Origin of the sequence: Veillonella sp. 3_1_44, assembly GCF_000163715.1 — a bacterium.
Classification (GTDB): domain Bacteria; phylum Bacillota; class Negativicutes; order Veillonellales; family Veillonellaceae; genus Veillonella; species Veillonella parvula_A.
In genome coordinates this window covers 802,172-816,717 of record NZ_GG770199.1, presented here as the reverse complement: position 1 = coordinate 816,717, position 14,546 = coordinate 802,172, and the positions used below count along the sequence as shown (strand labels likewise).

Sequence of the window (14,546 nt, the reverse complement as noted above, 5' to 3'; positions counted from 1 at the left end):
ATGAATAGGAGTTGGGTGCGGGCAAGGAGATATGTCATACTATCCTGTGCAGTAGCGTGCTGGTTGCAAATGCCGGTGGTTATGGCGGACAATGCGACTGTAACAACCGATGTGGTTCATGTTCGCGGTACATGGGCTGAAGAGCAGGCAAAACAAGAGTCTCAGCAGACGACGATTATCACGAAGAAGGATATTGTCAAAAAGCAGGCAAAATCCGTAGAAGATATTGTATTTTCCGAAACTGGCGTATCTAGAACCGTCGATTCGATGGGGCGCGTCGGCGTATCTATCCGTGGAGCGGATCCTCGTCATACCTTGATTCTTGTGGATGGACAGCCTGTGATGGGCGACCTTGCCAAATATCAAGGTGCTGGTGATGAATTACAGCGTCTCGGTACAGAAAATGTGGAACGTATAGAAATTATTCAAGGTGCGGCCAGTGCTAAATACGGATCCGACGCCATCGGTGGTGTTATCAATGTTATCACCAATAAACCACGTAAGACCGCTGGCCTTCAGTTTAATGCAGAAGGTCGTAGAACTAAAGGCGACGGTGATATCGTACCGTTTTCTAATTTCTTTATGCGCGCTGATTCTGGCTCATTAGGTAAGTTAAAAGTTAATATTCACGGTAGTAAACGTGATATTATGCCTATTTATGCTAGCGAGCAGCGTCGTATCAGCGCTATGACCAATGATGAAGACCACGGTTTTTTAAAGAATTCCCTACGATATTACGGTACAAATTCCAATATAGGATTGGCCGCTACGTATGATATTAATGATAAACAGTCTTTGGGAGTCCGTATTGATCGGTATAATGAAGACTTGGAACGATATGTAAAGCGCAGTACTTCTTATTTGGAACCTCAGGTTCATTACAAACGGGATTTAGACAGGAATAATCTCAATTTGACGTATACTGGTCAGGATAATAAGAGTTCGTGGAAAGCGGAATTGAATTATACGCGGACCAAAGAAGATGATGTAACATTAACCAGTGATTATGGGAACAGTACCTATGAAGGGAAAAATACATTAAACTATGTGGATAATGTAGATCATCGTCAATGGAGCGTAACTCTCGGGGCAGACACGCAAGTCAATAAGAAACATCTCTTGTCTTATGGCATTGGGTTTATACGGGAGACAGGCGAAGGTAGCAGACTTAAAAATGCGCCTCATACCTATAAACGGCATATCGATCCCTGGGATTACGATAAAAGTCTAGCGGTAAAAAACGGTGTTCCTTCATCCACAATTTATGACCATTCTTTCAGGAAAAACGACGCTGGTGTAGAGCAGTGGAATAAGGAGAAAGAATGGTATAACGGAGATAAAAGTAAGCCAAATACATTGCCAGAATTTACTTACGAAGAATATCTTCAATATTTGGATCCTCAGGCGGGAATTGATTCGGCGGCTGTAATGGGGCTTGTGGATGGCCCCGTGACGGAGCGTACGCTGAAAAAACGGAATCCTGAAGCTTATGCGCGATATCAGCAGTTTGCTAAACGTTTATTAGCGGAGAATAAAGAATTTATTGAAGACTATCATTTTAATAAGGAGGGCCGAAAAGATGAAAACGGTAAGTATTATCCAGCACTTTATGATGCCTATTTACCGAGCTTTTACTATGGCGCCGTACCGGATTTTGATTCTACGAAGTTGAAATTAAACGGAGCTTATTTTAAAGAAGAATATTTAAAACGCGTTAATCAACAGACCGCAGGACGTGCGGAGATCAAGAAACAGAATTTCTTTATTCAGGATACGTGGCAGGTTAATAAAAATACTACTTTATCACCAATTATAAGACTGGATCATAGTGATTTATTCGGCTCTAACTGGTCTTTTAATTTCGGCATGACTCACAATGTACATGGAAATGTACACCGCAGATTAAAGGCTAATGTGGGTACCAGTTATACGGAACCTGGTATGGGCGAGCTGTATTATAACTGGGAAATGTATGGCCCGAATATTACAAATGCCACAATCGGTGGCGGTGAAGCCCGATTAGGTTGGTATTGGGTCGGAAATCCGAACCTTAAACCAGAGAAATCCATGAATTTCGACCTCTCTTTGGAAGGGGAAAATAAAAATACCTATGGTAAAGTAACCGTATTCCACAATAATATTCGGAATTATATGTCGATTTACAATACGGGATATTTGATGGATTTTTATCCTCAATATGATGAATCTACCACATATGGAGCGGCGAAATTTGCGCATGCGCCGGATATGATTTACAGTTTCCGTAATATCGGCAAGGCCCAAATCACAGGGCTTCAATTTGAAGTGAAACAGACTTTGAATAAGCACTGGAAAGCCCGTTTGGGATATACGTATTTACGAGCGCTTAATAAGAGCGATAAAGATATGCCTCGTGAATTACTGGATAAACCTCGTCATAAAGTGGATATCGGTGTAGATTTTGAGGATAAGGCTAGCGGATGGAGCGGTAGCCTGTGGGGCGATTATTATATTCATATGCTGGATAGTAACTCCTTGTCTGGTGGCGGTAATTATATGGTATCTTATATTGATCCTAATAATTCCGATCGTTCCGTTATCAGATATAATTTGAATAATAGAAGAACCGCCGATATGTATGAACATAAAACTTACGGCATATGGAATTTGATGATTCAAAAGAAGATTGATAAGGATTCACGAATTTATTTTGGTATTGATAATCTCTTTAATCATCGTGATGATGATCGGGCTTTATCGGCTCGAGTATATCGTATCGGATTAAATATGAAATTCGGTTTCGGTTCAGGTGAAAGTAAAACGAAACTTACGAAGGAGCAGTTTGAATCGTTACCTCCGGTTATGCTGCAAGATTTTATTACGCGTCCTTTCGATACAGACAGGAAACGAGGTATGGAACTTGTAGGAGATTATCGTGTACGTAATGACAGTCATCTTGGATCCGATCGTCCTGCTACGCGAGTGACGACTACAAGTTACGTATCCGACGAGGCGGCAAAGAATCTGGCGGACCGCAAGGAACATGGCTTGAATCAACGTATACGTGTCGGTGTCGATGCTCGCATTAACGATAATACGAATGTACGTGTTGTAGGCAGTGCTTCTGGCCAAGCTGGTGTAGATAGCAGTCATGAAACAGAAGGCTCTAAAGGTTTTAATCATCAACGTCTCGAAGAACTAGATGTAACACATCACGGTTCTAAATGGGATCATAGTGTTGGTCGTATTACTGAATCTATGGGGGTTACAGGTTATTGGTTTAATAAAGAATATGACGGCCTTCGTAGTGTTTGGACGAATAAGAATACTCAAGTCCGTATCGGTGTGGGGACCTTTAAACATAGTACGGGAATTAGCGATAGTGCTTATACTCATGCTATTTATACCCATTTTAAACGGGTTCCAACGGTAGAGGAATTCTTAGGTGTTACTATGGATTCGGACGGTGCTAATAAGGAACTCATCGTACCAAATGCAGGGAATACTATTAATTTCTACCAGCAATTAAAAGCCTTGCGCGATAAGGAAGGCACCTTAGATGCGGAGGTAGGTACAGTAAAGAAGAAAATCGATGATATGACTTCCGATATCTGGTCTAAAGAATTTATTGACGGCATGTCCGCGGATCAACTGGCTCCATTAAAAGCGGAGCTGGCAAAGTTGGAAGCATCTTTACCGGATGTGGAAGCTCGTGTGGCGAAAGAACGAGAACCGTTGCGAGCTGCGCAGTTTGATGTGTTGCGTCGAATGCAGGAAATCGCGGTGAAAGCTTATGGTGCAGATGCGGCTAAACAGACTGTATCGATTAAGATGCCAGATGTGTCGGTAACTTATTCTTATAAATCGCGATACTATGATGAAGATGATGAACAATGGTATGAAGATGAACGTACTTTCACTCAGAAAATAGCACCGGGAACGATTGGGCTTGATAAGAAAAACCCATTGTTTGAAATGAAGTTGAGTGATACCTCTGTTCTTGCTAATGGCGGAAAACCGTTTATTTCAAATTGGTACAATCAGAATAAGGCGGCTATCGTAGAGGCGTATCGTGCCAAGGCGAAAGATATAGCAACCTATAGTTTCGGTAATAATCCGTATACGATGAAATTTGAAGATAATGCCTTTGACGGGCTGGATGAGTCTATTTATAAGGCAAATGTCGTTGATATTAACGACTCCGGCACATCCGGTCTTATTAACGTAAAAGGAAGTGCTTATTATCCTTCTATGATAGCTTCGTACTTTAATAGCTTGGCTCGAATGCTTGAAAAAGCGGACGGCAACAGTCGTTTGCCGAGAGAAGCGTTAGGAAAATATACAGGTGCTGTTATTCCTTCAATAGGTGTCGTATTGGAGCGGGATACAATTCCACCAATTGAAAAGGCTGCCTATGTTCAAGTTAAACATATGGTAACACCTCGACTTGGCTTAGCTGCATGGTACTTGCGCTCCTTTGGCGGTAGTGACTATCGCTTCTATACGGCGAATGGTAATGCTACAGAAGCGCATGAATTCAACAATATGGCTAATATTTTCGGTGTTGGAGCTAAGTATCAATTAAATCATAATGTAAGTATTTCCTTTGACTATGGACAAAACCGTAGTGACTTTGGTCGCTTCATGAATGGCAATACTCATTATGACCATAAGGCTGGATCTGCTCAATTCGATATCAAGGGTCGTGATATAGGTGGTGTACCTCATTTCTGGGCATTGCGCTTTGATATTGGTCGTGCCGATATGAATAAACCTGGCTCTTGGAATGCCTATGTGGACTATAAATACTTTGCTCATGGCTCCTTCTTCGGCGGCAATGGCACAGAGGCTGTACCTGACCGTTACTTGGATGGTATTAAGAGCTTTACCTTTGGTGGTGGCTATGTGCCAACTAAAGATCTTCTTTTACAAGCATTCTATACATTTGATGCTAAAGGGATTAATAAACGAGATACCTTATATGGATCTGAAAACTTTAAACTTGGGAATTATACTCGTTTCCAAATGACGTATAAATTCTAAAAATTATGTCCGATTTGTCCGAAACGTATATTTTTGGTCTATTCGGAGTAGATATGCAAGATACACTTTGCTAACATTAAAATGTGAATGATATTCAATGTCATTATATGTTAGTGAAGTGTATCTTTTTTAGTTTGTGTGTAAGATACAAGATATATGTTTAGTTATAAGTTTAGGAGGGCACAATGAACCGGTGGGGACATACAAAGCGTACCATAATCCTGTCTAGTGCAGTTGCCTTGTGGCTTAGCGCGCCTCTAGTGGTTTGGGCAGATAATGCGACTGTCACTACAGATGTTGTTCATGTGAAAGGCACATGGGCAGAAGAAGAAGCAAAATTGAACTCACAGCAAGTGCAAATCATTACCAAGAAAGAGATTGAAAAGAAACAGGCGAAGTCCGTCGAAGATATTATTTTTACACAAACAGGTGTATCTAGAACAGTTGATGCTATGGGACGTGTTGGCGTGTCCATTCGCGGTGCAGAAGCGCGTCACACTCTCATCCTCGTAGATGGTCAACCAGTGCTAGGTGATTTTGATAAGTACTCTGGTGCGGCAGATGAAGTACAACGTTTGGGCACAGAGAACGTAGAGAGAATTGAAGTTATTCAAGGTGCGGCTAGTGCTAAATACGGATCCGATGCAGTAGGTGGTGTAGTTAATATCATCACTAAAAAAGCACAAAAAAAACCATCCGTACAATTTAATGCTGAAGGCATGCGTCGTAAGAGCGATGGCGATGTGTTTCCGTTCCAAAACTTCTTCATTCGTGCCGATTCTGGTCAAATGGGCAAGTTAAAGGTTGGTTTGTCAGGTAGTAAACGAGATCTTATGCCTGTTCTAGCATCTGTTAAACGTCGTGCCTCTGGGATGGCCTTTGACTATGCAAAACATAACTTTAAGCCAAATGTACTTCGTTACTATGGTGATGCGGCAGATATCGGCCTTGTAGCGACCTATGAGGCAAATGATAAAAATAAGGTGGAATTGAGACTTAATCGGTACACGGAAGATCTTGTACGCGATGTTAAGCATTCCGACTCTGACTTAGAGCCACAACAACACTTCAAACGTACCGCAGATCGTAATACAGCTAACTTGCAATGGTCCTCTAGAGCTGGAAAGAGTGACTGGACGGTAGAAACTAATTACTCTCGTATTAAAGAAAATGACGTAGCCCTCATTAACTATACAGGTCGTTCCGCTTATGAAGGATCCAATGAGTTGCGTTATATCGATAACATCGATCATCGTCAATTAGATATTCGAGTCAATGCAAATACGCAAGTCAATAAAAATCATTTGCTAAGCTATGGTGTTAGCTATGCTCGTGAAGAAGGCTCTGGTAGTCGCTTAAAGAGCTCTCCTAATACAAGTACGATGTACATCGATCCTTGGGATTACGATAAAAGCTTGTTAGTAGACCGCCTTGATCGTCTCGTGCGACGTAAAGGCGATAACAGTGTTAAAGTTTACTCTCACATCCATGATTATAAATTCATTAATTCTGGTGGTGGCATGCCACAATGGGATATGGATTATGAATATTATGGTGCAGGGAATGATGCGCAAAAACCGGGGATTACATATGATGATTATGTGAATTACGGTCTATCGGAAAGCCGACTCAGTGAATGGTCAAGCACATCGCCGAATAATCAGCCCGTAACGGATGAATTCAAGAAGCGATATTATGCTTTGGAAAATCGGTTGAAATCGGAAAATCCTGAAATGGCAGCACATCGTGCAAATATTGTAGGCGACTATTTTAAATATGGTGAGTCTAACGATCCAGAAATGCGTAAGAAAGCGCCTAAGCTAAATGGTAAGGCTTTCTTGGAAGAGTACCGTAATCGCGACCAACGCTTGACTACTGGTAGTGGTACGATTCGTAAAATAAACGCTTATATTTCTGATACATGGCAAGTCAATAAGAATTTAACATTGTCTCCAATTGTGCGTTTTGATAATAGTAGCTTGTTTGGTTCTAACGTATCTGCATCCTTGGGTATGACATATAACGTTAAGGGTAATACACATCGCAGATTTAAAGCCAATGTAGGTACTGGTTATACAGAACCTGGTATGGGCGAATTGTGGTATAACTGGGAAATGTATGCTTCTAACCCTGTAGGGATTGGGGTAGCAAAACTCGGTTGGTATTGGGCTGGCAATCCTAATTTGAAACCAGAAAAATCAGTCAATTTCGACATGAGCTTGGAAGGTGAAAATAAAAATACATATGCACGCGTAGGTGTATTCCATAACCGTATTAAGAACTATATGTCTGTATACTTCACTGGTGATTTTATGGACTTCGCACCATATCTCAAAGGTGATGCGAAATACCAACGTGCACCGGATATGATTTATAGCTTTAAAAATATTGGTAAAGCTGAAATTACAGGGTTGCAAGCGGAAGTACAACAAAAATTCGGCAAATATTGGTCTGGTAAATTAGGTTATACATATTTACACGCCATCAACAAAAGCGATCCATCCATGCCACGTCAATTATTGGATAAACCAATGCACAAAGTTGATATTGGCATTACTTATGATAACCCTAAATCCGGTTGGAATGGCTCCATCTGGGGTGATTACTATATCAATATGCTTGATAGTAATACTCTTAATAATGGTGGTAACTACTGGCCAGATATCTTGTCTGGTGATGCAGGCGTTTATAAGAAACAAATGTATGAAAAGAAAACATTTGGCATTTGGAATGTAATGATTCAAAAACGTTTCAATAAAAATGCCATGATGTATTTCGGTATCAACAATATCTTTAACCATCGCGATGATGATCGTGCCACACAAGAACGCGTATACCGCATGGGTGTTAACCTTAAATTTGGTGGTGGCGATGGTAGTAAAACTACAGCCATCGGCAAAACTAAGAATGGTGCAAACGTTAATGCTACAGGTGCTAATATAGCTAATGGTGAAGTGGTAAATTCTGAATCTGGTGTACAAAATGTAGCTGATGTAGTTCGTTTAACTGACTTTATTCGTTCTGATTTTGATACTACTAAAGAACGTGGTATTACAATGGTTGGCGACTATAGAGCGCGTTGGATGGCACATGATGGTTCTAATAGACCGCAATCTCCATTTAGAGCAAACTCTGCCATCGGTTCTGCAAAAGCCAATATGTACGATGCTAATCGTCATAGTTTTGAACAACGCTTACGCCTTGGCTTTGATGCTCGACTCAATGAGTTCACAAACCTCAAGGTTATTGGCAGCATGAGTGGTATGAGTGGAGTAGATACAAGCTGGACAAAATCTGATTCCAAAGGTCTCAACCATCAACGACTTGATACAGTTGATCTTACAAGACGCGTTAAGAAATGGGACGTATCTGTAGGGCGTTTAACTGAGCCTATGGGCGCTAGTGGTTACTGGTTTGGTCAATCTTATGACGGCGTTCGTGCTGTTTGGAATGGCCATGATTCTCAAGTTCGTATTGGTGTTGGTACTTTCAAACATAGTACAGGTATCACTGATTCTGCATATACTCATGCAGTGCACAAAGTTATCTTTAGACCACCAACAGCAGCTGAATTGATTGGTATCAATCGCGATGATTATCCATACGATATTGAGAGTGCTACTAAAACCGGTTCTGATGGTGAGAAGAAGACCTCAACAGATCCGGCAGCTCCAGATAGTCCAACTGGTATTTATAACTCCACTTACAAAGGTAAGACAGATAGCCTCTATTTCTATCAACAGCTCAAAGACTTGCAAGCTGAATACGAAGCTTATAAAGAAAGCTTAGACTTAAGATGGAGTAATCCGAACCGTGATCAAGAAATTGAAAAGGCTAATGCTAAATTAGCTGAAACTCAGAAAAAACAAGCTCAAATTATGGGTCGATTACAAGATATTCTTACAAAAGCATATCCTACAGATATGGCAGGGACTAAATTCTCCCTTGATATCCCATCTGGTGGGTATGCAATGTATGAAATCACCAATAAGAAAACAGGGGAAAAACTGTATAAAACAGGCGACATTATGTATAACGTAAATTCCCCATTGTACCCTGAATCTATGAAAGAAAAGGCAAAAGGTCTTATCGTATCCTCTGATAATAAAGAAGCCTTGCTAAATCCTAAAGAGTATGTTGATAAACATGCAGCTGAGATTAATCAATCGATTACAGAAATTGCCAAATATAATGCAAAAGATAACTGGAGTAATTATAACAATAGTGGGCTTGACGAAGTTTGGGTGAAACAAGCTGATGGTACATTTAAGAGATCTTATGATTACTATGGTCAACCGTCAAGTGATTATGAATTCACTGGCTTCTTAGGTGCAAAGACTTACAAATACGATAGTGGTAAATACGTATTTAGTGATTATGATGCTAAAGATGCCATTTACAAAAAGAACTTCACCATGTCCTCTGGTGATTATGGCGAAGGTGGTTCTTACTATGGTTGGGGTATGCCTAATGCATTGTTTAACTATATGTATAATCTTGAAAAAGTTGTACATGACGCAGAGTCTGAAAATAAATTACCACGCGAAGCAATCGGTAAGGTCATTGGCAACTTGATCAGAACAGAAGGTGTAGTTCTTGAAAAAGATACTGTACCAGCCATCGATAAGGCCGCATTTATTCAATACAAGAAACAAATTGGTGCTCGTCTTGGTTTACAAGCTTGGTACTTACGTTCCTTTGGCGGTAAAACACATACATATTTAAATGCTAATGGAAACAGTAATGATGAATACAGCTTCTCCAATGTAGCTCATGTATTTGGTATCGGTGCTAAGTATCAACTTGGTACTAATGCAGCTGTTACGGTTGATTACGGTCAAAATCGTTCTAACTTAGGACGTTACCTCAATGGTAATACCGTATATCAACATGAACGTGGCACAGCAGACTTTACTCTAAAAGGTCATCAAATGGGCGGCACACCACACTTCTGGATGGCTCGTCTAGATATTGGGCGTGCTGATTTAGATGTTCCGAAATCTTGGAATGCGTTCATCGATTACAAATACTTTGAACATGGCTCCTTCTTCGGTGGTAATGGTACGGGTGCAGTACCTGATCGTTACTTAGATGGTGTTCGTAGCTTTACATTTGGTGCCGGCTATGTACCGCGCAAGGATTTGCTCCTTGAAGCATTCTATACATTTGATGCGAAGGGCACTAATAAACGAGACACTTTATATGGTAGTGAAAGCTTTAAGTTAGGCGATTATACAAGAATTCAAGGGACCTACAGGTTCTAATGTTCAGTCTGTAAACAGGCAGAAAGGTTACAAATATGGAAAATTTAAATTATGTCATTCACTTATTTCATAGTGGCGGGTATGTAATGTATCCATTGTTACTCTTGTCTTTCATGGTTATCGCTATAGCTGCAGAACGTGCTTTCTTCTATCGTAAGTATGCAGGCAAAACATTTGTTGTAACTCATGCAGTAAATGAATTCGCAAAACTACAACGTTGGGATGAAATCGATAAAGTAATTAAAGAGAACCCTTCTATTGCAAGTCGTATTGCAGAAGCAGGTTTAAAAAATGATTCTAGCGAAGAAGCAATGAAGACCGCTTTTGCTGATCAAATGGGGGTTGATGCAGTTGGTTTCCGAAAATATATGGACTACTTAAGTGCAACAGTTACAATTTCTCCATTATTGGGCTTGCTTGGTACAGTAACAGGTATGATTGGCTCTTTCAGTATCCTTGACTCCGGTGCGGGTGCATCTGCCATTACTGGTGGTGTAGGTGAGGCGCTTATCGCGACAGCATCTGGCTTATGTGTGGCCATAATGGCATTTATCGTTTACACAATTTTTAGTCATCGTTTGGACTCCATTATTAACCAAATTGAAAATATGTGTGTAAATATAGTTACAGCTAAACGAGAAGGGTGGAAATAGTTATGAACTTGCAAAGCTTTCGTATGAAAACTAAGCCGGAATTCATGATCATTCCAATGATTGATATCATTTTCTTCTTGTTGGTATTCTTCATGATGAACAGCTTGCAAACAGTGGCTCAAAAAGCCTTGTCTGTACAATTACCACAGGCTACTAGTGCTTCTGCACCAGCTCAATTACCAGTGGTTTTAACATTAGATGCGGAGGGTCATATTACGATTGATAACAAGCCAATGAGCATTGACGATGCTGAGGCAATGGTAAAACAACGTATCCAAGAAAACCCTAATGCTAGTGTTATCTTACAAGCCGATAAACGAGCGGCTCATGGTCAAGTAGTAGCGATTATGGACATGTTAAAACAATCTGGCGTTAAACGCTTAGCTATTGCAGCTGAACAGAAAGGATAACTATGGGACTAGGCATATCATGGAAAAAAGCAGCCATTATATCCGCCGTAGTTCATCTTATTGCTCTCTTTATTGCTGTAATCTTTTTTGTAGTGGTTCCAGCCATTCAAGAAATGGATACCTATGAAATCGACCTCACACAAAGTGTGCTCGATGATGGTGGCAGTGGACATGCTGGTGGTGGCGGAGGTAACAGAGCAGATCTGTTCCCAAAACCATTGTCAGCAGATGAAGTAGCGGCAAGAACAAAGGCTGTTGTAGCAAATGTTGAACCATCTACAGCAACAGATATTCCTGATGCAGTAGATGTGGCAGCTAAAGCAAGTGAAAATAAAGGCAATACATCCGGTGATAATTCCGCTGTTGGTGGCACAGGCCCTGGATCAGGTGGCGGTTCTGGTGGCGGTCATGGTACCGGTGAAGGTACTAGCGTTGGTGATGGTAGAGGCCATGGTACTGGTACAGGTGATGGTACCGGTGAAGGTGATGGTCATGGTACAGGTAAAGCAGCGTTCAATGTAGAGGGCTTTTATGCAGCTGTAGATAGCCAAAAACAAATTCCTTATGCGGCTATTAAGCGTAAAATGAACGTAGATGTTACAATTAATGTAATGGCTAAATTAGATACTAATGGTAATTTAATAGACGTATATCCAACTAGTGGTGGGGATGAAATATTTGTAGAAGCGGCTCTTGATGCAGTGCGACGAGCGACTCCGTATCCAAATGAAACAGGGGATATACAACCAGTAGAAGTTCCTGTACACTTTGTAGTACAGGCCGATGGCGAAGATGAAGAAGAATAAATATATCTAAGTAATAAAGGAGATAAATATGAAATCTATTATTTTATATTCTTCCCTTACGGGAAATACTAAAAGTGTAGCGGAAGCAATGGCTTCCGTTATGCCTGAAGGTACACCTTGCGTTCCTGTAAAAGATGCACCTGAAAATTTAGCTGATTATGATACAGTATTCGTAGGTTTCTGGGTGGATCGAGGCACAGCGAATAAAGAAGCGGCAAAATTGATTGAAACTTTAAAAAATCCTAATGTAGTATTCTTTGCTACATTAGGTATGTATGCTGATTCTGATCATGCGCGTGAAAGTATCGAAAAAGCATCTGAATTATTGCCTAACAAAGAAGCTCTTGTAGACGGCTTCGTATGCCAAGGTAAAATCGATCCTAAAGTAATCGAAATGATGTATAAAATGTTCCCCCCTGGATCTGCACATGGTCAAAGCCCAGAACGCGATGCGTTACATAAAGCGGCGGAAACTCATCCAGATGAACAAGACTTTGCAAATGCAAAAGAATTTACAAAATCTGTACTTGCAAAGTTGCAAGCCTAATTTCTGAAAGGGGATTGGAGTATGAGTTTAGCAAGTTTCTTTGAATCCATTCCGGAGAAACAACGCAATCTACAACTAGGTTTAGAATGCGATAATCCGATGAGTGGTGCATTTCCTCATAAACGTGTTGTACATGCAGGTCTCAATGGTACGCTCGTTTCTCCAAAAGAAACACAAGCCGTTTGGGATTCGTTAATGAATGGCACTCCTAAAAAGGGCGAAATGCAATGCGCTTACATTCATATTCCGTTTTGTAAGACAAAATGCACATATTGTGGCTTCTTCCAAAACGGTACGAGTCAAAGTGTTGAAGACCAATATATTGATGGTCTTATCAGTGAATTAAAGCTCGCTAGTGAGCGTTCGAGATTAAAAGATGGTTTGATCCATGCCGTATTTATCGGCGGTGGCACACCAACATCTTTATCACCTACAAATTCTGAAAGATTGCTCAAAGCAATTAAAGCGTACTTGCCGTTGGCAAACGATTATGAGCTTACCTTAGAAGGTCGTATTCACGATTTGATTCCTGAAAATCTTGAAGTTTGGATGGCAAACGGCGTCAATCGTATGTCCATTGGCGTGCAATCTTTCAATACAGAAGTACGTCAAATGGTAGGCCGTTTAGATACGAAAGAAACCGTATTAGAACGACTAGCTGCTTTGAAAGCTTATGGTCAATGTTCTGTTGTTATTGACTTGATCTATGGTTTACCTGGTCAAACTATGGAGGTGTGGGAACAAGATTTAGCAGATTTGGTAAGCTCTGGCGTAGATGGTGCGGACTTATATCAATTAAATGTATTTGATGGTAGTGATCTCAATAAAGACATTACAAACGGCAAAGTTCCAGCTGCAGCCACAACAGCGATGCAAGGGGATATGTTTGAATTTGGTCGTAAATACCTTGATGAACGTTCCTATCGTCGATTGAGTGCCGCTCACTGGAGTGCTAATAACCGTGAACGTAGCTTGTATAACACTTTAGCTAAATCGGGCGTTCCAATGTTCCCATTTGGTAGTGGTGCAGGTGGTAACGTCGACGGTTATGGGATGATGTTACATCGTGCATTAAAACCATACGAAGATATGGTTACCCGCGGTGAAAAACCATTTATGGCCCTTATGAAACAAAGTGATTTACAACCTATCGTAAACCGAGTAGTAAGTCAATTAGAACAAGGATTCCTCAATATTATGAGCTTAGTAAAAATGGATTCCAGATTAGATGAATTGAACTGGCTCTATAAATTATGGGAAAAACGAGGTCTTGTTGCCTATAATGGATTGCTTTATAAATTGACTGATGCAGGTGAATTCTGGACTGTAAACCTTACGCAAAGTACATTAGAAGCTGTTGAATATATCATGACTGGTAAGAATTCCTTCGCTATAGAAGCAGTAGCAGCACAAGATACAAAAACAACTTCTAAAGAAAATCCTAACCAAGAGGTACGTGGCATTGGCCAGGGTAAAGCCAATATCTCTGTACCAACTGACGAAGATTCCGAAGCACAACGTAAAGAGGCTCTTATTACTAAGGCTAAAGCTGAAATTGCTAAGAGCGGTGCTTCTGGCGAAGCAGCAGAACGAATGGTACAAGCTATGTACAATTTAAGTGCTGATGAGATTGAATATATGATGGAACGTATGATGTCTTAAACTGTTATGTTACACCTTAATTCTAACAACCTCTCCCAATAACCAACATATAATATACAAGACATATTACGTGACATATACGTGCTCTCTGTAGTACAAAGTAGCCCCAGACTGTAGTCTGGGGTTTACTTTTTATAGAGCGAAAGGTATTCTGTAGGTATAAGACTTAAATGACTTTAAAA

The 14,546-nt window shown here is 40.5% G+C and carries 7 protein-coding genes; all 7 read left to right on the top strand.

Going from position 1 to position 14,546, the window contains the following annotated elements:
• The 7 genes from HMPREF0873_RS03755 to hutW all read left to right on the top strand — a co-directional run bounded on the left by HMPREF0873_RS03755 (position 1) and on the right by hutW (position 14,364).
• A complete protein-coding gene (locus HMPREF0873_RS03755) occupies positions 1–5,022 on the top strand; it encodes a TonB-dependent siderophore receptor (protein ID WP_038125506.1) in 5,022 nt (1,673 codons plus the stop codon).
• Positions 5,023–5,207: 185 nt separating this feature from the next.
• Positions 5,208–10,286 (top strand): TonB-dependent siderophore receptor, encoded by a 5,079-nt coding sequence (locus HMPREF0873_RS03750; protein ID WP_008714424.1) that lies wholly within the window; start codon positions 5,208–5,210, stop codon positions 10,284–10,286.
• A gap of 35 nt (positions 10,287–10,321) precedes the next feature.
• The gene (locus HMPREF0873_RS03745; protein ID WP_004696674.1) at positions 10,322–10,939 is read left to right on the top strand and encodes a MotA/TolQ/ExbB proton channel family protein; all 618 of its coding nucleotides are present in this window, start codon (positions 10,322–10,324) and stop codon (positions 10,937–10,939) included.
• A gap of 2 nt (positions 10,940–10,941) precedes the next feature.
• Complete coding sequence (locus tag HMPREF0873_RS03740) at positions 10,942–11,349, top strand: biopolymer transporter ExbD (RefSeq protein WP_004698605.1); 408 nt, start codon at positions 10,942–10,944, stop codon at positions 11,347–11,349.
• A gap of 2 nt (positions 11,350–11,351) precedes the next feature.
• Complete coding sequence (locus HMPREF0873_RS03735; protein WP_008714423.1) at positions 11,352–12,155, top strand: energy transducer TonB; 804 nt, start codon at positions 11,352–11,354, stop codon at positions 12,153–12,155.
• A 28-nt stretch (positions 12,156–12,183) separates the two neighbouring features.
• Complete coding sequence (locus HMPREF0873_RS03730; protein ID WP_008601576.1) at positions 12,184–12,702, top strand: flavodoxin family protein; 519 nt, start codon at positions 12,184–12,186, stop codon at positions 12,700–12,702.
• Between the two features lie 21 nt (positions 12,703–12,723).
• Complete coding sequence (hutW, locus tag HMPREF0873_RS03725) at positions 12,724–14,364, top strand: heme anaerobic degradation radical SAM methyltransferase ChuW/HutW (RefSeq protein WP_008714421.1); 1,641 nt, start codon at positions 12,724–12,726, stop codon at positions 14,362–14,364.
• Positions 14,365–14,546 lie beyond the last annotated feature (182 nt).